Below are 18,650 nucleotides of genomic sequence, written 5' to 3'. Positions count from 1 at the left end.
ACCCGTCGCGGGCGCCTCGCCGCGGCCCCCCGTTACCAGTGGGCCGCGCCCGGTCTCCCGGCCGTGGCCCGCAGTCAGTATGTCCGCTCGGAGTTGACCATGGATGCCGGAGCGTTGACGATGCGTGCCGTTTCGAGGTGCCGCGCCCGGTACGCCTGCGGCGTCTCGCCGTAGGCGGCCCGGAAGGCCCGGCTGAAGTGCGCCTTGTCCCGGAAGCCCCAGCGGCCGGCGATCAGCTGGATGGGCCGGTCCCCCAGCGCCGGATCGGCCAGATCGCGCCGGCAACGCCCCAGTCGCTCGTCCCGGATGTACGCCGCGACCGTGGACTCCTCCGCCTCGAAGATCCGGTGCAGCGACCGGACCGAGATGTGGTGCGCGTCGGCGATGAGCCGAGGACTGAGCGCCACGTCGCCCAGGTGTTGGCGGACGTGGGAACGGATCTGGTTCAGCAGTGCCCGCCGGCGTACCTCCGTGGGCACCGCGTCCTCGGAGAACAGGTGCCGTCCGAGCATGGTGGAGAGCAGGTCCAGCCCAACCCCGGCCAGCCGCTCGGCGTCCGCGGCGTGGTACTGCTCGGGATGGCCGGTGAGCTGGATGAGGTAGTTGGCCAGCAGCGCGCCGATCCCCTCGGTGCCGGACATCTGCGCGGCGAACAGCGGGGCGAGCCGGCGGTGCGGCAGCGGCAGCGCGTCGTACGGGACGAAGGCGACGATCGAACTGGCGGGCTCCCGCCCGTCGTCGTCGCCGTGGTGGCTGAGCTCCTGTGGGCGGGCGCAGTCGTAGAAGGTGAAGTCGCCGGGGCGGCAGACACCGCGCTGCCCGTCCTGGTCCGCGATGCCGGTCCCGGAAAGGGTCAGCGCGAGCAGGTAGCAGTCCGCGTCGGAGCGCTCGATCAGCTTCCGGCTCCGGACCCCGTTCAACGAGGGGTAGCGGTGGCGGATCAGCTGTATCGGCCCCAGGTCGAGGAACTCCGCCCGCGCGACGAAGTCGTCGGCGTGTTCGGTGCGGATCCGCATGAGCGCGGGCGTTTGGGCGAGCATGTCCAGCCACAGCCCGAAGCGGTCGGCGGCGGGCACCTGCTCCGTGTCGAAAATGTGTCGTTTCATCCCTTGCCCATGCCGCGGCCTCCGTGGTTCGTCGCCCTCCGACCGCGATCAGTCGTTCAGCACCTGCGCGAGCCGGTCCCGGAAGCGCCGCTCCGAGTCGCTGACCAGGTCTCCGCCGAGGCCCAGGATGCCGCCGCTGGCGGCCGCGCCCACCACCTGCTCGGCAATCTCCACCAGCCAGTGCCGGTACGCCCCGGCCTGCCCCTCGTCCACCTTGGTGGCCAGCAGGGCGCACGCCTGCCCGGCGCGGGCGAGCACGTCGTCGAGCAACGCCGGCGGGTCGGCCGGCGCGATGAGCGGCAGTTCCGCCCCGGCCTCCGGGTCGCCCACCCGGGAGACGACCTCACCGGCCACGGCGGCCACCAGTGGGCTGGCCGACTCGCGTCCGGCGGCGATGGCCGCCAGCCCGGCGGCGTTCTCGGCCATGGTGCGCCGGGTGCCGTCGGACTCGGCCGCGCTCGCCGCAGCGAGAACGGCCTGCGGCAGCCCGGCCAGCAGCCCCCACTCCTCGTCGGAGAAACCGAACCCGGTGTACGCCGGCTGCTCGATCACGATCTGGCTCCTCTCGCCCGTGATGGTCGGGTGTGGACGGGCATCGCGTCAGGGTAGTGCACGTTCGGCCGCAGGTACCCCGGCCGTTCATTGCCGAAACCGGACCGCTGCCGAGCACCAGGCCCGGTACGACGCGATCAACAGCGGCTTCAACGAGCTGCTGCTCGCCGTGGTCGGGCCGGGTGACCGGGTGCTCGACCTCGGCTGCGGCAACGGTCAGCTCACCCGGCTGGCCGCCCGGCGGTCCGGCGCCGGTCACGCCGTCGGCGTCGACCTGTCCGCGCCGATGCTGGACCGGGCCCGGGCGTCGGCGGTCGACGAGGGCGTGGCGAACGTGGAGTTCGTCCGGGGCGACACCCAGGTCCATCCGTTCCCTCCTGACGGGTTCGGCGTCGCGCTCAGCCGGTTCGGGGTGATGTTCTTCGCCGACCCGGTCGCCGCGTTCGCCAACGTCGGCCGGGCGCTGCGCCCCGGCGGCCGGCTCGCCTTCGGCTGCCTCCACGACGTGCGTCGGGGTGACCTCGGCGCGGTCCTCACCCCGCTCGCCACGCACCTGCCGCCGATCCACGCCGACGGCACCGCCGTCGGCCGGAGGCGGTCGCCACGCTGGTCGTCGGCGTCTGCCACGACCTGGTCCTCGGGCGGCTGCTCGACCCGACCGGGCCGCCCCCGGAGCCCTCGCCCGAACTGGTGGACGCCCTGGTCGCCACCCTGCTGCACGGCGTCGCAGTCGAGGACGGCTGAGCCGTCGAGCGTCCGCGTCCCGGTCGGTTGACCCGGTGGGTCACCATGCCGGCATGCCCTCGCCGACGATTCCGGCCAACGCCCCCGTACACCCGTCACCCAGCACCCGGATAGCCCGCCTCGCGGTCGTGGCGGCGCTGCTCTTGTCGCTGGTACGGGCGGCGATCGTGCTGGCCGGTGCGCCGCGCTCGTCCGGGTGGTTCATCGCGCTGGGGATGACGCCGGTCCTGCTGGCCCTGCTGCTCCTCGTGGGGGTCGGGCTGAGCTTGCTGAGGGTGTGGCGGCGGCCGGTCCGGCTGGTCGTCGTGGGGCCGGGCCGGCTCCGGGTGCCCGCCGCCCCGGCCTTCGGCTGGCTCGTCGCGGCGCAGGTCATGGTCTTCACCGCCGCGATTACGCAGTTTGGCGTCGTCGCCGTCGACCTGCTTCGCGACCCTGACGCCCCGGAACCGTTCGGCTACCTGCTGGCCGCCGGGACGTGGCTCATGGCGGCGCTGTGGCTGTTGCTGGTGGTCGCGTTCGTGGTGGCGGTCTTCGCCGGCCGCCCACGGATGGACCTCACCCCGTCCGGGATCGAGCAGCGCGACCTGCTGGGCCGGCGGCACATCGCGTGGGAGGCCCTGGCGCCGGGCACGCCGGTGCGGGAGCCCTCCGGAAATTCGCTGGTGCTCATGGTGGTCCGCCCCGAGTTGGTCGCGCGTCGTGGCCTGGTCTGGGGTCTGGCCACCAGGCCCTGGCTGGCGTTGAGCTATTTCTCGATCCATCCGTGGTTCCTGACCGACGTGCTGCGCTGGTACGTCGACCATCCGCAAGAGCGGGCGGGCATCGGCACCGAGGCCGGCAACGTTCGGCTGTGCCGGGCGTTGGGCGTGGGCTGAGGCCTGCCGGCGCGCCTGGGGCCGCGCGGCACCAGGCGCGCCGGCTGGTCGCTGTTGTCGCCGGTTAGGCAGTAACTGTGGGTGGTCGTCGTACTCATTGACGTTGTATCACCCTCCGTAATGGAGTTCGGGTGTCGCGTGTGGCTGGCTGCTGTCACGTTCAGTCGCGTGACCTGCGGAAAATCTGTCAGTCGGGGTTGGCGCGGAAGCCTCCTTCGCCCGCCTTTGCTTTGCAGCCATCTACGCAACGAAAGACGTTAGGTGACTGTTGCGTAGATGGCTGCAAAGCAAAGTCACCCTCGCACTGTTCGGGGGGCGGTGGGGACTGTGACAGACAGTGGTGGCTCGCGGTATGTGAGTCGGGGCCGGTGGGGCGACGGGTCGGGCAGGAGAGTGTCGTGGGCTGAGGCGAGGGCAGCCCCGGTCAGCGCAGTCTGGGGAACACCTCGCGCTGGTAGAGGTCGAACAGGCCCTGCCAGTGGGGGCCGGTGTTGGCCACGTAGAGCTCGTCGAAGCCGGCCCTCGCGTACCGGTCGATCATCTCCAGGTGGGCGTCCGGGCTGTTGCCGCAGACGAACGCCTCCCTCATCATCTCCGGCCGCACCAACTGCGCGGCCTGTTCGAAGTGCCGCGGCGACGCCAGCACCTGGGACAGTTCGCCGGGCAGCCCGGAGTTCGGCCACTTGTCGTACGCCAGCCGCATGCCCTCGTCCTCGCTGTCGGCGTACGCCGCCTTGAAGCCGGCCTGGCACGGCTTGTCGCCGCCGCCGTTGTCCCGGAACCGGCGGACCGCGTCGGGGTCGGGTCTGGTGCTGATGTAGCCGTCGCCGATCCGGGCGGCCAGGTCGATGGACTTCGGGCCGAAGCCGGAGACGTAGATCGGCGGGGGCGTGTCCGGACGGGTGTAGACCCGGGCGTGCTGGACGATGTAGTGCTCCCCGTAGTGGTTGACGAAGTGACCTTTCCACAGCTCGCGCATCACCTCCACCGCCTCCGCCAGCATTTCCAGCCGGAGGTCGAGCTGCGGCCAGGGGTCGCCGAGGATGTGTTCGTTCAGCGCCTCGCCGCTGCCGACGCCGAGCACGAACTGGCCGGAGTGCAGCACCGCGCTGCTGGCCGCGGCCTGGGCGATCACCGCCGGGTGGATCCGCGTGGTGGGGCAGGTGACCGCCGTGGTCACCGGTAGCGAGCAGACCTGGCTCAGCGCGCCGATCGTGGACCACACGAACGCGCTCTGGCCCTGGGCGTCGTTCCAGGGGTGGTAGTGGTCGGAGATCCAGAGCGCCGCGAAGCCGGCCTGTTCGGCGGCGCGTGCCTGCGCGAGCAGCTCCGCCGGGCCGTACTCCTCGCTGGCCAGCGCAAAACCAACCTTCATCCGTCCCCCTTGCCGCGTCCGTGGTCGGGCCGCCCGCCCGGACCACCACGTACCCGGGAAAACGCTGGCCCGAACGCCGCGTGGCGCGCGGTCAGCGGCGGAACATCGCGCGGATCGCGATCAGCAGGAACAGGCCGCCGACCACCAGGCCGAGCAGGCGTACGCCGGGGACGTCCGCGACGGAGGTGGCGTCGGCGAGCAGCGTGGGGGACATGCTCGCACTCTCGCACGGCCGGTCCGGGTACGCCAGGCGGCTAACAGTAAGGATTGTTGACTATTTCCGGGCGCGGTGTGAACATTGGCAGCACCGCCTGGGGCGGCAGGCCGTGGGGAAAAGACGGGGGTACGACAGCGTATGAGCGAGCGGATCGTGGGAGCGACCGGAGACCTGGCGGCCCTCGCCGCCGCCGTCCTGCAACCCGGATTCGTCGGCACCACCCCGCCGCACTGGGTGCGCCGGTGGCTCGGCGAAGGGCTCGGCTCGGTGGTCCTCTTCGCCCGCAACATCGTCGACCACGACCAGGTCGCCGCGCTCACCGCGGCGCTGCGGGCCGAGCGGCCCGACGTGATCGTCGCCGTTGACGAGGAGGCCGGCGACGTCACCCGGGTCGAGTGCGCCCGGGGCAGCTCGCGGCCCGGCAACTTCGCCCTCGGTGCCGTCGACGACGAAGACCTCACCGCCGAGGTCGCCCGCGACCTCGGCGTCGAGCTGGCCGGCCTGGGGATCACCCTCGACTACGCCCCGGACGCCGACGTCAACTCCAACCCGGCCAACCCCGTCATCGGGGTCCGCTCGTTCGGCGCCGACCCGGCTCTGGTGGCCCGGCACACCGCCGCCTGGGTACGCGGGCTCCAGGTCGGCGGGGTGGCCGCCTGCGCCAAGCACTTCCCCGGCCACGGTGACACCCACGTCGACTCCCACCACGACCTGCCCCGCATCGACGGCGACCGGGCCCGGCTGGACGCGGTCGAGCTGGCGCCGTTCCGGGCTGCGGTGGCCGCCGGGGTGCAGGCGGTGATGACCGGCCACCTGCTGGTGCCGGCGCTGGACCCGGAGCTGCCGGCCACCCTCAGCCCGCGCATCCTCGGCGGCCTGCTCCGCGACGAGTTGGGCTTCCAGGGCGCGGTGGTGACCGACGCGGTGGAGATGCGGGCGGTCGCCGACCGGTACGGCTTCGCCGGGGCGGCGGTTCGCGCCCTCGCCGCCGGGGCGGACGCCATCTGTGTGGGCGGGGAGCGGGCCACCGAGGCGGACGCGGTCGAGCTGCGCGACGCCATCGTCGCGGCGGTGATCGCCGGCCAGCTGCCCGAGGAGCGGCTGGCCGAGGCGGCGAAGCGGGTCGGTCAGCTCGCCGCCTGGACCGTCGCCGCCCGGGCGGGCCGGCCGGCGGCTGCCGCCGCGGTCGACGGCTCGGCGATCGGGCTGGCCGCCGCTCGCCGAGCGGTGCGGGTGGTCAGCGGCCGGGCCGGGTTGCTGCCGCTGGCCGGCCCGGCCCACGTGGTGGAGTTCGCCCCGCCCCGCAACATCGCGATGGGCGCGGAGACCCCGTGGGGGATCGCCGCCCCGCTGACCGAACTCGTCCCCGGTACCACCACCGTCCGCTACGCCGAGAGCGACGCCGTCGCCGATCCGGCCGCCGGGGCGGCCGACCGCCCCCTCGTGCTGGTGGTGCGGGATCTGCACCGGCACGACTGGATGCGGGACGCGGTGGCCCGGGCCCTCGCGGCCCGCCCGGACGGCGTGGTGGTCGAGCTGGGCGTCCCCGAGCTGGTCACCGGCGCGGTCCACCTGGCCACCCACGGCGCCACCCGGGCGGCCGCGTACGCCGCCGTGGAGCTGCTCACCGGCGCGCGTTGAGCCGGTCGGCCCGGTCGGGCCGCTCGGCGACGGTCACGACTCGACGACCACCAGGTCGGCGTACTCGGGGTGTCGCTGGATGAACGCGGCCACGAACGGGCATCGGGGCACCAGCCGGTCGCCGCGCTCGCGGAGCTGGTCCAGGGTGCCCCGGACCAGCGCCTCGCCGACGCCCATGCCCCGATAGCGCTCGTCCACCTCGGTGTGCGTGAAGACCAGCACGCCGTCGCGGGGCAGGTACTCGGTGAACCCGGCCAGCGCGTCGTCGACCAGGATCTCGAAGCGGCGCTTGGCGGGATCGTCCTCGACCAGAAAGCTCACCGAGCCATTCTCTCCCCGGCACGGCGGCCGATGTTTGGAAATCTTACCGGCTGGAGATTGTCCTCGTCTGTCCTGAGGGGGAGCAATTCGTGCGGAACTATCTCGGAACGGTCGTCGCCGCCCTGGTCGCGGCGGCGGCCGCCCTGCTGCTGGTCGAGGCGCTGCACCAGGCGTCCCGGCGACTCGGCCGGCGTTCGTTGCTGCTGACCGAACTCACCGAGCACGCGCACCGTCCGATCCGGGTGGCCGCGACCGTGCTCGCCGTGCAGCTCGCCGTCCGCTACAGCACCCGGTACGCCGTCGGCAGCCCCTTGCGGCAGGCCGTTCTGCACGGACTGGTGCTGGCGTTGATCGCCGCGTCCGCCTGGCTGCTCGCCGCGCTGCTGATCGTGGTGGAGGACACCGCGCTGGCCCGGTTCCGGGTGGATGTGCCGAACAACCGGCACGCCCGCCGGGTGCGTACCCAGGTGCTGCTGCTGCGCCGGCTCACCATCGCGGTGATCGTGGTGCTCGCCGTCGGCGTGCTGCTGATGACGTTCCCAGCCGTACGCGGCGTCGGCGCCGGTGTGCTGACCAGCGCCGGGTTGGTCGGTGTGGTCGCCGCCCTCGCCGCGCAGAGCCTGCTGGGCAACGTCTTCGCCGGCCTTCAACTGGCCTTCAGTGACGCGGTACGCCTCGATGACGTGGTCGTGGTCGAGGGAGAGTGGGGGCGGATCGAGGAGCTGACCCTCAGCTACGTGGTGGTGCAGATCTGGGACGACCGCCGGCTGGTCCTGCCCACCTCCTACTTCACCAGCACCCCGTTCCAGAACTGGACCCGCACGGAGGCGGCGGTCCTCGGCACCGCCGAGTTCGATCTGGACTGGGCGGTCCCGGTGCAGGCGATGCGGGAGGAACTGCGCCGGATCTGCGAGAGCACCGAACTGTGGGACGGCCGGGCCTGCGTGTTGCAGGTGACCGACGCGACCGGCGGCATGGTCAAGGCCCGGGCCCTGGTCAGCGCCGCCGACGCGGGCCGCCTCTGGGACCTGCGCTGCCTGGTCCGGGAGCAGTTGGTGGCCTGGGTACGCGACCAGCGGCCGACCGCGCTGCCCCGGATGCGCACCGAGGTGGGCGACGCCTCCGGCCCGTTGCCGTGGCAGGTGGTGCAGCCGCGCCGGGCGACGCGCCGGCGGCCCGACACCGAGGTGCCCGACGACGCGCGGGTCTTCGGCGGCAGCGACGACGGCGAGGCCCGCAGCGAGGTTTTCGTCGGCCCGGACGACTACGCCGACGCCCGTCGCTGACCCGGGTCACCCCTCGTCGTCGCCGGGCGGCGGGACATTCGCGCCGGCTGCGTTTGTTCCGCCTGTTTCCGGGGACCTGCTGGAGCACGCCCCGGTTCCGGTCCGTCGCTGGCGGCCGGGCGTCCGTCGGTGCGCGGCCGGGGCTAGCCGGTCGCCTTCCGCAGGATTGCCGGGCGGCGACTCCGGGCATACAGCGCGGGGATGAGGAGAGGAGGACAGCATGGCTGACGTCGCGAGTCGCAGCACGTCCCGGACCGGGACTGAGCCGTCCACCGCGGAACTGGTGCAGCGAGCCACCGAGCAGGTCTCCCGCCTGTTGCGGGACGAGCTGGCGCTGGCCCGGGCGGAACTGACCCGCAAGGGCAAGCACGCGGGGATCGGGATCGGTCTGTTCGGCGGCGGCGGAATGATGGCATTCTTCGGCGCCGGCGCGATGGTCGCCACGGTGATCCTGGCGCTGGCGCTGGTGCTGCCGGCGTGGGCGGCCGCGCTGGTCGTGTCGGTGGCGCTCTTCCTGCTCGCCGGGATCCTCGCGCTGATCGGCAAGCAGCAGGTCAGCCGTGCCGTCCCACCAGTGCCGGAGGCGACAGTCCGCAGCGTACGGGCGAGTGTCGACACCATCGCCGCCGCGGTGAAGGACGGGAGGCGGGGATGACCGGCAACGGGACCGGGGACGTGGAGGCGCTCCGCGAGGAGATCCGCCGGACCCGGGTCGAGCTGGGTGAGACGGTGGAGCAGTTGGCCGCCAGGGTCGACGTCAAGGCCCGGCTGCGGGAGTCCGCCGAGCAGATGAAGGGGCGGATGCGCGAGCAGGCCGGCCAGGCCGTGGCCCGGATGCGCGGCCAGGCGGGCAAGGCCCGGCAGGTTGGTGAGCAGGCGACGGGCAAGGCCCGGCAGGCTGGTGAGCAGGCGACGGGCAAGGCTCGGCACGTCGGGGAGCAGGCGGCCGGCCAGGCGCGACTGGTCCGGGCCCGGGCGACCGGGAACGGCCGGGGGGTCGAGCCCTGGGCGGTCATCGCGGTCGGCGCGGTGGCGACCGTGGTGGTGTTGCTGATCGTTCGTGGGAGGCGCAGGTGAGCAACAAGATCGGCAAGGCCGCGTACAAGCCGGTCGGCGTGGTGCTCGGCCTGGCCGCCGGTATGGTCGCCGGGGCCATCTTCCGGCAGGTCTGGCGGATGACGGCCGGCGACGGGGAGGCGCCCAGCGCCACCGACGAGGACCGGCGCTGGGGCGAGATCCTGGCCGCCGCGGCGTTGCAGGGGGCGATCTTCGCGGTCGTCCGGGCCGCAGTGGACCGGGGCGGGGCGATGAGCGTACGAAAACTCACCGGGCAGTGGCCTGACTGAACCGTCCGCGAAGCGGCCCTTTCCCCATGTGGGAAGGGCCTTTCGCATGGCCCGCGCAGCCCGGCCAGGGGACTTGCCGCATCCGTCAGGTCACATGTCGGAGAATTTCGTCGGGTAGGCTGTGCAGAGTTTTTGCGTACGTGGTTTGCTGTCTCACGCTGTTGAGAGACGCGTGGGTTGAGAGAAGTCTCCTTCACCGGGGGCCGCCTCAGGCACCGCTGCTCGAAAACGGCCAATCGGCCGCACGGCGTGCTCGGCCGCCAGTTTCAGAAGGAGATACACATGGCGCAGGGAACCGTGAAGTGGTTCAACGCTGACAAGGGCTTCGGCTTCATCACCGTCGACGGCGGGGGTGCTGACGTGTTCGTCCACTTCTCGGCCATCCAGTCCAGCGGCTACCGCACGCTGGAGGAGAACCAGCGGGTGGAGTTCGAGATCGCCCAGGGCCAGAAGGGTCCGCAGGCCGAGCAGGTCCGCCCCATCTGAGCATGGTGCCGGCCCACGCCGGCTGCCGCGTAGCCCCGCGTCCCATTGGGAGGCGGGGCTTTCCGCGTTTCCGGGGCCGTTCCCGGCCTCAGGCCCGCTGGCGCCGGGCCCGGATGCCGTAGTAGAGCGTGACGAGTCCGATCAGGACGACGACCGGGCCGACGAACGCCCAGATCCGCTGCCCGGTCATCGCGCTGCCACCCGCGTGGCCCAGCCCCTGCACTGTCCAGAGCGCGCCCAGCACGACGGCCAGCAGCCCCAGGGCGAGCCGGAACCAGCCTCTCATCGTTTCCCCTCCGCCGACGGTCACCGACTCCAGGATGCCCCCGACGGTCGGCCCCCGGCGATGGCGCGGCGACTTCACCCGCCGGCCCGGGTCACCACCGGTCGTGCACCCGCGGCCGGATCAGCTCGTCGTACGTCCGGCGGACGGCGTCCAGCTCCCTCCCGGTCAGCGACGGCAGCTCGGCCGTCGCGGCGTTGCGTCGGGCCTGCTCGGCGTCGCGGGCGCCGGGGATGACCACGGTGACGCCGGGTTGGTCGAGGATCCAGCGGAGCGCGAACTGCGTTGTCGTCCGGCCGTCGCCGACCAGCGGCGCGAGCCGGCGTACGGCGGCCAGGCCGAGGTCGTAATCGACCCCGGAGAACGTCTCGCCGACGTCGAAGGCCTCCCCGTGACGGTTGAAGTTGCGGTGGTCGTCCGCCGGGAACGTGGTGCGCTCGTCGTACCGGCCGGAGAGCAGGCCACTCGCCAGCGGCACCCGGGCGATGATGCCCACCCCGGCCGCCGACGCCGCGGGCAGCACCCGTTCGAGCGGCTTGAGCCGGACCGCGTTGAGGATGATCTGCACGCTGGCCACGCCGGGGCGGGCGATGGCGGTCAGCGCCTGGTCGCAGGTCTCGACGCTGACCCCGTACCCGGCTATGCGCCGCTGCGCGACCAGGGTGTCGAGCGCGTCGAAGACCCGGTCGTCGGCGAAGACGGCGGTCGGTGGGCAGTGCAGCTGCACCAGGTCGAGGGTGTCCACGCCGAGGTTGGCCCGGGAGCGGTCGGTCCAGGCGCGGAAGTTGTCCAGGTTGTACGCCTCCGGCGTCTGCGGCACCCGCCGGCCCATCTTGGTGGCCACGGTCAGGCCGTGCCCGGGGTGCTCGCGCAGGAACCGGCCGATCAGCCGCTCGCTGCGGCCGTCGCCGTACACGTCGGCGGTGTCCAGAAAGGTGACGCCGGCCTCGACGGCGGCGGCGAGCACCTCCGTCGCCGCGCTCTCGCTGACCTGCCCCCAGTCGGCGCCGAGCTGCCAGGTGCCGAGTCCGACGACGCCGACGTGCCGGCCGATCCGGTCGAAGCTGCGCTGTTCCATGCGGGCAGCGTAGTGAGCCGCTTGCCGGTGCGTGTGCCGGGCCGCAGTCTTTAACAAGACGTACGTACGGTTTGGAGATTGTATGTGGGACCCCGCCAGCTAGCCGCAGTTCGGCGCCGAAGTCCCGGCACACCTCGGCCATGATCTGCTGGTAGGCAGCCGAGCGTCCCCCGGCGAACGTCCCTCTGTCTGCCGTCCATCATGGTGACATAGACCCAAATGATATGATGATGGGGTGAAGCTGGCCGTGCAGGTGAAACTCCTGCCGACGCCGCAACAGGCGGCGGCGCTGGAAGCGACCCTACGCGCCTGCAACACAGCAGCATCCGACGTCGCGGTGACGGCACGGGAGATCGACTGCTACCGCAACTACGACCTGCGGCGGCACGCCTACCACGGCATCAAGGACGACTACCGGCTCGGTGCGCAGGCGGCCCAGCACGTCATCAAGAAGGTCGCCGACGCCTACAAGACGCTCGCAGGCAACCTGAAGGCCGGCAGCTACGGCAGGCCCGGCTCGAAGCGTCGCCGCGAGGTCGAAACGAACCCGATCGCGTTCCGTTGGGACGCCGCGCAGCAGGCCAAGGGCACCAAGTCCGCGAAACGGCTCCTAGCGCGCCGCCGTCGCAAGGAAGCGCGGCACGCCGCGAACGTCAACCACATCATCGCCAAGAGCATCGTGACCGAGGCTGCACGCACCGGCCGCGGGATCGCGTTCGAGAAACTGACGGGGATCCGCGACCGGGTCCGACTGAGGAAGCCCCAACGGGTCACGCTGCACTCGTGGGCGTTCCAGCACCTCGGCGCATGCCTGGTCTACAAGGCGCGTCGGGCAGGTGTACCGCTGGTCAAGGTCGACCCTCGGTACACCTCCCAGACCTGCGCGGCTTGCGGGTATCGGGACAAGCGGAACCGGCCCAACCAGGAAACCTTCCACTGTCGGTCGTGCGGGGTCGTTGCCCACGCCGACCACAATGCGGCCCGCAACATCGCCACCCGCGGTGTTCAGGACTGGGGCGCAGTCAATCGCCCGCACGCGGCCTAGCCTCGCAGCCAGCGAGGACAGCGATCCGCAAGCCCGCCCCATTCATGGGCGGGTAGTTGACGTGTACTTTCAGTTCCGCCGGAACTTCGCGGTGGCCCGCACCGGCGCCCGCGCAGAGGAGAACTTGTGACCGACCTGCCCGCGTTCATCGCCGGACTGCCCAAGGTGGAGCTGCACGTGCACCACGTCGGCTCCGCCTCGCCCCGGATCGTCGCCGAGCTGGCGGCCCGGCACGAGGGGAGCAGCCCCGTCCCGGCCGACCCGGAACGGCTCGCCGACTACTTCCAGTTCAGCGACTTCGCCCACTTCATCGAGGTTTACCTCAGCGTCGTGGACCTGATCCGCGACCCGGAGGACGTCTGGATCCTCACCCATGAGGTGGCCCGGGAGTTGGCCCGCCAGCAGGTCCGGTACGCCGAGCTGACCGTCACGCCGTACTCGCACGTGCACCGGGGGATCCCGGCGCCGGCGTTCTGCGAGGCGATCGAGGACGCCCGTAAGCGGGCCGAGGCCGATTTCGGCATCGCCCTGCGCTGGTGCTTCGACATTCCCGGCGAGGCCGGGCTGCCGGCCGCCGAGGAGACCCTGCGGATCGCGCTGGAGCAGCAACCGGCCGGGCTGATCAGCTTCGGCCTCGGCGGCCCCGAGATCGGGGTGCCGCGGCCGCAGTTCAAGCCCTACTTCGACCGGGCCCGGGCGGCCGGCCTGCGCTCGGTGCCGCACGCCGGCGAGACCACCGGCCCGGAGACGATCTGGGACGCGCTGCGCGAGCTGGGCGCGGAGCGGATCGGCCACGGCATTTCCGCCGCGCTCGACCCGGAGCTGCTCACCCACCTGGCCGAGCGGCAGATCGCGCTGGAGATCTGCCCCACCTCCAACGTCCGGACCCGGGCGGTGGCGACCCTCGACGAGCATCCGCTGCCGCAGTTGGTCGAGGCTGGGCTGCTGGTCACCATCAACTCGGACGATCCGCCGATGTTCGGCACCACCCTGAACGACGAGTATGCCGTCGCCGCCCGGCTGCTGGGCGTCGGCCCGGACGGGCTCGCCGCGCTGGCCCGCGCCGCGGTCACCGCGTCGTTCCTGGAGCCGGTGGAGCAGGCCCGGGTCAGCGGCGAGATCGACACGTACCTGGCGAGTACCCGCCGCTGACCGGGCCGGGACCGTACCGGTCGCCGGAGGCGGCCGGGTGCGGTTCAGGAGGAGTGGCGCGCGACGGGAGCGAGGTGTGGGGGGACCGAGTGCTCCCGCCGCGCGCACGGCTCCGTCGACCGAGGGTGGTGCCAGGGGCGTTTCGGCCGGCGGAACTACTGGTTTCGGTCTGATCCTGACACCCGGCCGGGCCGGCCCGGCCGCGGTTAACCCAGATCTAAGGAAGACTTGTGCCGGGCCACAGGCACGCCGGGGCGACGATCAGCGTGGGCGGGGCAGGCGGCGGCGGGTCTTCTGCTCGCGGACGTCCCGGGCCATCCGGCCGACCAGCCCGAACCGGCTGACCTGCCGGGGCGTCGCCTCGGGGTCGGCCAGCAGCATCACCACGCTGGCCCCGCCGAGCCGGGCCCGGTCGATGCTGACCGACCCGTTGGCCTGCAACGCGACCCGCCGGGCGATGTCCAGCCCGAGCCCGGTGGAGCCCTGGTCACTGGCGCCCCGGCGCAGCGCCCGATCCGGGTCGGCGATGCCCGGGCCGGCGTCGTCGACGCGGATCGCCACCCAGCCGTCCCGCCGGCTGACGGCCACCTCGAACGCCGTGCCCTGCGGGGTGTAGCGGAAGACGTTGCCGATCACCGCGTCGAGCGCGGCGGCCAGCTCGGCCCGGGCCACCGGCGCCGGGATGCGCAGCTGGGCTCCGACCACCCGGTGCGGCCGGTGCTGGTCGCCCGCGAGGGCCGACCAGAAGACCATCCGCTCCCGGACCACCTCGCTCACGTCGCACGTTGCCGGTCCGGTCTCCTGGCTGACCGCCTTGCGGGTGGTCTTGATCAGTTGGTCGACCTCGCCCTCCAGGGTGACGATGGCCTGACGGATCCGCCGGATGCCGCGCCGGCGATCCAGCTCCGCCTCGCTGAACGTCCCGATGCTGGTGTCGTCCGACTCCAACGCCTCGGCGTCCAGCCGCAGCGCGGTCAGCGGGGTGCGCAGCCGGTGCGACAGGTCCGCGACGAGTTCCCGCTCGTCGGCGCGGAGCGCGACCAGCCGCTCCGCCATCCGGTTGAACGCGTGCCCGGCCTCGGCCAGCTCCCGCGGGCCGGCCGGCTCGACCCGTACGCCGAGCTCGCCGTCGCCGACAGCGAGGGCCGCCTTGACCAGCTCGCCGGTGGCGTCCACCGCCCGCGCAGCGATCCGGTCGACCACGATCACCGCGGCCCCCATCAGCGCCGCCGCCACCGAGAACAGCAGCAGCCAGCGCCGGCCGGAACCCTCGTGCAGCACTCGGTCAGGGACGAAGACCTCCACCACGGCGACCTGGTCGCCGAGCACCACCGGGTCCAGCCGGAGCACCCCGCCGGGCACGTCGGTGACCAGCGAGCGCCGGTCGGCGCGGGCCCGGGCCAGCGCTGCCGCGTCGGCGCGGCCACCGGACCCGGCACCGCCGATGCCGTGTACGACCGGCCGCAGCGCCGGGTCGTCGGCGCTGGCCGCGATCGCACGCTCGACGACCTCCGGGGCGGTGCTGGCGGCGAGCGCGCCGGTGACCAGGGCGCTGCGCCGGGCCGCGTCGGCCAGCTTCTCCTGTCGCGACTGGTCGTCGAGGCTGAACCCGAGGGGAACGAGGAAGGCGAGCGCGACGAGACTGCACATGCCGGCCGTGAGCCAGGCCAGCGCGGTTCTCAGTCCGGCGCCACCAGCCGGAAGCCGACCCCCCGCACGGTGCGCAGGAAGCGCGGTTTCGCCGCGGACTCGCCCATTTTGCGGCGCAGCCAATACAGGTGAACGTCGATGGTCTGGTCCTCGCCGACCGAGGGCTGCCGCCATACCTCCTCCAAGAGTTCCCGCCGGGACACTACTCGGCCGGGACGCGCGGCGAGATACGCCAGCAGGTCGAATTCCTTGCGGGTCAACGCCAGGGCCTGCCCGTCCAGCACCGCGCTGCGTTCGCCCACGTCAACCCGGAGCCCGCCGACGGTGTGCACGGCAGGCGCGACAGTGCGGCTGGCCCGGCCCGCCCGGCGCAGCACGGTGGTGATCCGGGCGTCCAGGTGGGCGCCGGTGAACGGCTTGACCATGTAGTCGTCGGCCCCCGCCCGCAGCAGCCGCACCACCGACTGCTCGTCGTCGCGCGCGGTGGCGATGATGATCGGCACGTCGGTGATCCCGCGCAACATCCGCAGCGCGTCCGAGCCGTCCAGGTCGGGCAGGCCGAGGTCGAGCACGACCAGGTCGGGGGTTTCGGCGGCGACCCGGCGCAACGCGTCCAGCGCCGTGCCAACGGCGTGCACGGCGTGGCCCCGGTCGGTGAGGGACCGCAGCATCGCGCCGCGCACGACGTGATCGTCTTCGACGAGGAGGACGGTGGCCACGACAAGACGGTACTCGGTGCGGCAAGTTGATCGCGTTGCGGCAGGTGGGACAACCGGGCAAGCTGATACGACGATGACGTTCACGCTCTTCCCCGACACCCGCTTGGCGCTCGCCCGCGACAGTCTCGCCGGGCTGTCGGTCGGTGACGCCCTCGGCAGCCAGTTCTTCGTCCCCGGCCGGCACCCGGGCGACCTCGCCGCCGGCCGGCTGCCGGCCCCGCCCTGGTCGTGGACCGACGACACCGAGATGGCCTGTTCCGTGGTGGCCGCGCTGGGCGAGGCGGGACGGGTCGAACCGGATTCGCTGGCACTAGCCTTCGCCGAGCGCTGCGAGCCGTACCGCGGCTACGGCCCGGGCGCGGTGACCATCCTGCGGTTGATCCGCACCGGTACGCCGTGGCCGGTGGCCGCCGCGTCCGCGTTCGACGGGCAGGGCTCCTGCGGCAACGGCGCCGCCATGCGGGTCGCCCCGCTCGGCGCCTGGTACGCCGACTCGACCCGGCACGCCGCCGACCAGGCTCGCGCCTCCGCCGAGGTGACCCACGCCCACCCGGAGGGGATCGCCGGGGCGGTCGCGGTGGCGGTGGCCGCCTCGCTCGCCGCCCGGGCCCGGCTGGACGGGGACCGGCCCGAACCGGCCCGGCTGCTGGGCGCGGTGGCCGCCGCCCTGGACCCGGCCGGCGACGTGCACCGGGGCGTACGCCGGGCCGCCACGCTGCTCGGCCACTCCGCGGGCAGGGCCGCCGACACGCTCGGCAACGGCTCCCGGGTGACCGCGCAGGACACCGTTCCGTTCACGCTCTGGGTCGCCGCCACCCACCTGGACGACTACCCGGCCGCGATCCGGGTCTGCGTCGAGGCGGGCGGGGACGTGGACACCACGGCGGCCATCGTCGGCGGGCTGGTCGCCGCGTACACCGGCGTCGGCACACCGCGCGGGGTGCCCGACGACTGGCTCGCCGCCCGCGAGCCGTTGCCCGCCTGGCTCCCCGCCTGACCGTCCCCGCCCTCCGCAAGCTCCGCCCGCCGGGCCGCCGGCGGGCGTGGTCCTTCTGACCAGCCTCCGTGGCCTGACCTGTTCGGCCACTACGAACTTGATGACGTGAGTGAATCGCCGGGCAGCGCCGGCGGTGCAGATGTCGATATCCCGCCATCGGCATGCGGTTGGCTACGGCCAGCCCTTGACGACCTGTTCGACCTCGTTCATCAGGAGGTTCCAGCTGCTCAACCGACAGACAGGGCCGGACGGGTCGAGTGACTCCAGAAGTTGACGCCGGTGCTGGTCGAACCGCTTGCGCGCGACGAACAGGCCGGAATAGGAGCGTTGACTCATCCCACCATGTCCAACGGCAGTCGTAGCTGAGCGCCGGGCGGGGCGGCAAGGTAGGCCACGACGTCAGCCTCGGAGAAGCTCGGCTGCCCGGCGGCGGTCCGCCAGGAGTCGCGGTAGGGCAGCAGCGTCAGGGCCCTGGTGATGCTCCCATCTGGTGCCCGACGGGGTCGTACGTCGGCCAGCAGCAGGTCGGCGGGATCACAGAGAGCCACCACTCCCGGGGAATGCGTGTTCACGATGACCTGCCGGAAGGGGTTCGTGTCGCCAGGCGCATCGCGGGGGTCGACGGCAAGGTCTTGAACGAGCTGCACCATCGCGGGCAGGTTGGCGGGGTGGATGCCGTTTTCCGGCTCCTCCATGCAGATCAACCCGGTGAATCGGGGGTCCTCCAGCAGGACGCACAGCGCCAGGAACCGGAGTGTGCCTTCCGACAGGGCTCGTGCGGGGAGGCGGAGATTGCTCTTCTCCTGAAGGAAGAGTGTGAACACCTCCCGGACCTGGTCCAGCTCCACCGTGAGGCTCTTCACGCCCAGTCCGATGAGATCGGACAGGCGGCCGGCGACGCGGGCGTAGATGGCTTCTGGGTCAGCCTCTTGCTGATCCTCGGCGGGTTCATTCGCAATGCGGTAGAGCGTGACGGCCAGGTGGCGGCCATCGGCAGCCAGGGAGCGGGGATCGGCGAAACCGTCCGGGGTGCGCAGGGCAGAGGGTTCGAGAGCCAGCCTCCGCCAACTCTGCATCTCTCGCCGGGCCGCCAGAATCGTCGGGTAGTCGTTGGTGGTGACCGTGCTGAGCACGGTACGACCGGCCCGGGCGGCTGCTCGTGGCTGAGGTTTTCCTCGACTTCCGCCGTCGCCGTGGACGTTGATGACCGTGCCCGTGTCCCGATCTTCGGTGGAGAGGAAGGGACCGCCACGCCGCTCGCCGCGCACCACGTCGTTGCGGAAGCGGGCGGCGCTGTGCGGGAACCGCAGATGCTGCCCAGCTTCGCCGCGCCGGATGTGCCGCAGTTCCTCGCCGAGCAGGCTCAGCCGGCCGATGCTGCCCTCCCGCGTCGGTGCCTCGAAGCCGAGAACCACCTCGTAGCGAAGGAAGGTGGTGGCCGCCTCGGCGGGTGCCCCGAGATCGTCCTCCACCTCGGCGGGCACGATCATCTCGGCGGCGAGCTTGATCCGATGCTCGTGCTTCCGATAGCCGTCCCAGAAGAGATCACGAGGGTCGCCGCCCCGCATCCCGGATGCGCCGCGGACGCGTTGTGAAGCCTCCACCAGACTGTCGCTGGCGAGGTACGAAAGGAACTCGATGGCGTCGAAGATGTTGGACTTGCCGACGCCGTTCGCGCCAGCGATGCAGGTGAAAGGGCCGAATTCTACGGCGACGTCGAGCAGGTTCTTGAAGCCCTGCACCTCCAGCCGCGTCAGCATGGCCCGAGCCTAGTCGC

21 protein-coding genes and 1 pseudogene are annotated in these 18,650 nt (G+C 72.3%); 11 read left to right on the top strand and 11 right to left on the bottom strand.

Annotated features, from left to right (window positions below):
• Window positions 1–74: 74 nt before the first annotated feature.
• Both ABZ671_RS08560 and ABZ671_RS08555 read right to left on the bottom strand, forming a co-directional pair.
• Window positions 75–1,106 (bottom strand): helix-turn-helix domain-containing protein, encoded by a 1,032-nt coding sequence (locus tag ABZ671_RS08560; RefSeq protein ID WP_357853414.1) that lies wholly within the window; start codon window positions 1,104–1,106, stop codon window positions 75–77.
• Between the two features lie 48 nt (window positions 1,107–1,154).
• Window positions 1,155–1,658 (bottom strand): hypothetical protein, encoded by a 504-nt coding sequence (locus ABZ671_RS08555; protein ID WP_357853411.1) that lies wholly within the window; start codon window positions 1,656–1,658, stop codon window positions 1,155–1,157.
• Window positions 1,659–1,680: 22 nt separating this feature from the next.
• Here ABZ671_RS08555 and ABZ671_RS08550 point away from each other — a divergent pair, with 22 nt between their 5' ends.
• Complete coding sequence (locus ABZ671_RS08550; protein WP_357853409.1) at window positions 1,681–2,433, top strand: class I SAM-dependent methyltransferase; 753 nt, start codon at window positions 1,681–1,683, stop codon at window positions 2,431–2,433.
• Between the two features lie 22 nt (window positions 2,434–2,455).
• Window positions 2,456–3,277 (top strand): hypothetical protein, encoded by an 822-nt coding sequence (locus ABZ671_RS08545; protein ID WP_357853406.1) that lies wholly within the window; start codon window positions 2,456–2,458, stop codon window positions 3,275–3,277.
• Window positions 3,278–3,701: 424 nt separating this feature from the next.
• Here ABZ671_RS08545 and ABZ671_RS08540 read toward each other — a convergent pair whose 3' ends face one another.
• Together ABZ671_RS08540 and ABZ671_RS08535 are read right to left on the bottom strand one after the other, a co-directional pair.
• Window positions 3,702–4,652 (bottom strand): TIGR03557 family F420-dependent LLM class oxidoreductase, encoded by a 951-nt coding sequence (locus ABZ671_RS08540; protein ID WP_357853403.1) that lies wholly within the window; start codon window positions 4,650–4,652, stop codon window positions 3,702–3,704.
• Between the two features lie 91 nt (window positions 4,653–4,743).
• A complete protein-coding gene (locus ABZ671_RS08535; RefSeq protein ID WP_357853400.1) occupies window positions 4,744–4,866 on the bottom strand; it encodes a hypothetical protein in 123 nt (40 codons plus the stop codon).
• Window positions 4,867–5,007: 141 nt separating this feature from the next.
• Here ABZ671_RS08535 and ABZ671_RS08530 point away from each other — a divergent pair, with 141 nt between their 5' ends.
• Window positions 5,008–6,510, top strand: coding sequence for a glycoside hydrolase family 3 N-terminal domain-containing protein (locus ABZ671_RS08530; RefSeq protein WP_357853397.1), 1,503 nt, complete (start codon window positions 5,008–5,010; stop codon window positions 6,508–6,510).
• Between the two features lie 33 nt (window positions 6,511–6,543).
• Here the strand turns inward: ABZ671_RS08530 and ABZ671_RS08525 are convergent, their stop codons facing one another.
• Window positions 6,544–6,831 (bottom strand): GNAT family N-acetyltransferase, encoded by a 288-nt coding sequence (locus ABZ671_RS08525; RefSeq protein WP_357853394.1) that lies wholly within the window; start codon window positions 6,829–6,831, stop codon window positions 6,544–6,546.
• An 89-nt stretch (window positions 6,832–6,920) separates the two neighbouring features.
• Between ABZ671_RS08525 and ABZ671_RS08520 the strand changes: the two genes are divergently transcribed.
• From ABZ671_RS08520 to ABZ671_RS08500, 5 genes and pseudogenes are all read left to right on the top strand, one after another.
• The gene (locus ABZ671_RS08520) at window positions 6,921–8,117 is read left to right on the top strand and encodes a mechanosensitive ion channel domain-containing protein (RefSeq protein WP_357853391.1); all 1,197 of its coding nucleotides are present in this window, start codon (window positions 6,921–6,923) and stop codon (window positions 8,115–8,117) included.
• Between the two features lie 220 nt (window positions 8,118–8,337).
• Window positions 8,338–8,772: a phage holin family protein gene (locus ABZ671_RS08515; RefSeq protein ID WP_357853388.1), complete on the top strand. Its 435-nt coding sequence runs from the start codon at window positions 8,338–8,340 to the stop codon at window positions 8,770–8,772.
• Window positions 8,769–8,993: pseudogene (locus ABZ671_RS08510) on the top strand (DUF3618 domain-containing protein); the annotation flags it as partial. The gene ABZ671_RS08515 and the pseudogene ABZ671_RS08510, both read left to right, overlap by 4 nt.
• 197 nt (window positions 8,994–9,190) lie before the next feature.
• Window positions 9,191–9,463 carry a DUF4235 domain-containing protein gene (locus ABZ671_RS08505; RefSeq protein ID WP_357853385.1) on the top strand — a complete coding sequence of 91 codons (273 nt, stop codon included), beginning with the start codon at window positions 9,191–9,193 and terminating at the stop codon, window positions 9,461–9,463.
• Between the two features lie 282 nt (window positions 9,464–9,745).
• Window positions 9,746–9,949, top strand: coding sequence for a cold-shock protein (locus ABZ671_RS08500; RefSeq protein WP_091424054.1), 204 nt, complete (start codon window positions 9,746–9,748; stop codon window positions 9,947–9,949).
• A gap of 88 nt (window positions 9,950–10,037) precedes the next feature.
• Here the strand turns inward: ABZ671_RS08500 and ABZ671_RS08495 are convergent, their stop codons facing one another.
• Window positions 10,038–10,235, bottom strand: coding sequence for a hypothetical protein (locus ABZ671_RS08495; protein WP_357853382.1), 198 nt, complete (start codon window positions 10,233–10,235; stop codon window positions 10,038–10,040).
• A gap of 91 nt (window positions 10,236–10,326) precedes the next feature.
• Window positions 10,327–11,310 (bottom strand): aldo/keto reductase, encoded by a 984-nt coding sequence (locus ABZ671_RS08490; protein WP_357853380.1) that lies wholly within the window; start codon window positions 11,308–11,310, stop codon window positions 10,327–10,329.
• A 235-nt stretch (window positions 11,311–11,545) separates the two neighbouring features.
• Here ABZ671_RS08490 and ABZ671_RS08485 point away from each other — a divergent pair, with 235 nt between their 5' ends.
• Together ABZ671_RS08485 and ABZ671_RS08480 are read left to right on the top strand one after the other, a co-directional pair.
• The gene (locus ABZ671_RS08485; protein WP_357853377.1) at window positions 11,546–12,355 is read left to right on the top strand and encodes an RNA-guided endonuclease TnpB family protein; all 810 of its coding nucleotides are present in this window, start codon (window positions 11,546–11,548) and stop codon (window positions 12,353–12,355) included.
• Window positions 12,356–12,481: 126 nt separating this feature from the next.
• A complete protein-coding gene (locus tag ABZ671_RS08480) occupies window positions 12,482–13,507 on the top strand; it encodes an adenosine deaminase (RefSeq protein ID WP_357853374.1) in 1,026 nt (341 codons plus the stop codon).
• Window positions 13,508–13,768: 261 nt separating this feature from the next.
• Here the strand turns inward: ABZ671_RS08480 and ABZ671_RS08475 are convergent, their stop codons facing one another.
• Window positions 13,769–15,157: a HAMP domain-containing sensor histidine kinase gene (locus ABZ671_RS08475; RefSeq protein WP_357853371.1), complete on the bottom strand. Its 1,389-nt coding sequence runs from the start codon at window positions 15,155–15,157 to the stop codon at window positions 13,769–13,771.
• 29 nt (window positions 15,158–15,186) lie between these two features.
• Window positions 15,187–15,876 carry a response regulator transcription factor gene (locus ABZ671_RS08470; RefSeq protein WP_357853368.1) on the bottom strand — a complete coding sequence of 230 codons (690 nt, stop codon included), beginning with the start codon at window positions 15,874–15,876 and terminating at the stop codon, window positions 15,187–15,189.
• A gap of 73 nt (window positions 15,877–15,949) precedes the next feature.
• On the opposite strand from ABZ671_RS08470, the gene ABZ671_RS08465 reads away from it, so the two are divergent.
• Window positions 15,950–16,873: an ADP-ribosylglycohydrolase family protein gene (locus ABZ671_RS08465; protein WP_357853366.1), complete on the top strand. Its 924-nt coding sequence runs from the start codon at window positions 15,950–15,952 to the stop codon at window positions 16,871–16,873.
• Window positions 16,874–17,044: 171 nt separating this feature from the next.
• Here ABZ671_RS08465 and ABZ671_RS08460 read toward each other — a convergent pair whose 3' ends face one another.
• Together ABZ671_RS08460 and ABZ671_RS08455 are read right to left on the bottom strand one after the other, a co-directional pair.
• Entirely contained in the window at window positions 17,045–17,209 is a 165-nt protein-coding gene (locus tag ABZ671_RS08460) for a hypothetical protein (RefSeq protein WP_357853363.1), read from the bottom strand.
• Window positions 17,206–18,633, bottom strand: coding sequence for an AAA family ATPase (locus ABZ671_RS08455; RefSeq protein ID WP_357853360.1), 1,428 nt, complete (start codon window positions 18,631–18,633; stop codon window positions 17,206–17,208). The genes ABZ671_RS08460 and ABZ671_RS08455 overlap by 4 nt, the downstream gene beginning before the upstream one ends.
• Between the last annotated feature and the right edge of the window lie 17 nt (window positions 18,634–18,650).

The organism is Micromonospora sp. NPDC006766 (genome assembly GCF_040636055.1).
In the GTDB taxonomy this organism is placed as follows: domain Bacteria; phylum Actinomycetota; class Actinomycetes; order Mycobacteriales; family Micromonosporaceae; genus Micromonospora.
This window is presented reverse-complemented; position numbering and strand designations above follow the sequence as displayed.

Bases quoted from the DNA above. Each gene is read 5' to 3' on its own strand.
- ABZ671_RS08495 (WP_357853382.1), bottom strand. From the start codon at position 10,235: ATGAGAGGCTGGTTCCGGCTCGCCCTGGGGCTGCTGGCCGTCGTGCTG.
- ABZ671_RS08515 (WP_357853388.1), top strand. From the start codon at position 8,338: ATGGCTGACGTCGCGAGTCGCAGCACGTCCCGGACCGGGACTGAGCCG.
- ABZ671_RS08550 (WP_357853409.1), top strand. From the start codon at position 1,681: ATGGTCGGGTGTGGACGGGCATCGCGTCAGGGTAGTGCACGTTCGGCC.
- ABZ671_RS08455 (WP_357853360.1), bottom strand. From the start codon at position 18,633: ATGCTGACGCGGCTGGAGGTGCAGGGCTTCAAGAACCTGCTCGACGTC.
- ABZ671_RS08560 (WP_357853414.1), bottom strand. From the start codon at position 1,106: ATGAAACGACACATTTTCGACACGGAGCAGGTGCCCGCCGCCGACCGC.
- ABZ671_RS08490 (WP_357853380.1), bottom strand. From the start codon at position 11,310: ATGGAACAGCGCAGCTTCGACCGGATCGGCCGGCACGTCGGCGTCGTC.
- ABZ671_RS08460 (WP_357853363.1), bottom strand. From the start codon at position 17,209: ATGAGTCAACGCTCCTATTCCGGCCTGTTCGTCGCGCGCAAGCGGTTC.
- ABZ671_RS08530 (WP_357853397.1), top strand. From the start codon at position 5,008: ATGAGCGAGCGGATCGTGGGAGCGACCGGAGACCTGGCGGCCCTCGCC.
- ABZ671_RS08475 (WP_357853371.1), bottom strand. From the start codon at position 15,157: ATGTGCAGTCTCGTCGCGCTCGCCTTCCTCGTTCCCCTCGGGTTCAGC.
- ABZ671_RS08465 (WP_357853366.1), top strand. From the start codon at position 15,950: ATGACGTTCACGCTCTTCCCCGACACCCGCTTGGCGCTCGCCCGCGAC.
- ABZ671_RS08545 (WP_357853406.1), top strand. From the start codon at position 2,456: ATGCCCTCGCCGACGATTCCGGCCAACGCCCCCGTACACCCGTCACCC.
- ABZ671_RS08540 (WP_357853403.1), bottom strand. From the start codon at position 4,652: ATGAAGGTTGGTTTTGCGCTGGCCAGCGAGGAGTACGGCCCGGCGGAG.
- ABZ671_RS08500 (WP_091424054.1), top strand. From the start codon at position 9,746: ATGGCGCAGGGAACCGTGAAGTGGTTCAACGCTGACAAGGGCTTCGGC.
- ABZ671_RS08535 (WP_357853400.1), bottom strand. From the start codon at position 4,866: ATGTCCCCCACGCTGCTCGCCGACGCCACCTCCGTCGCGGACGTCCCC.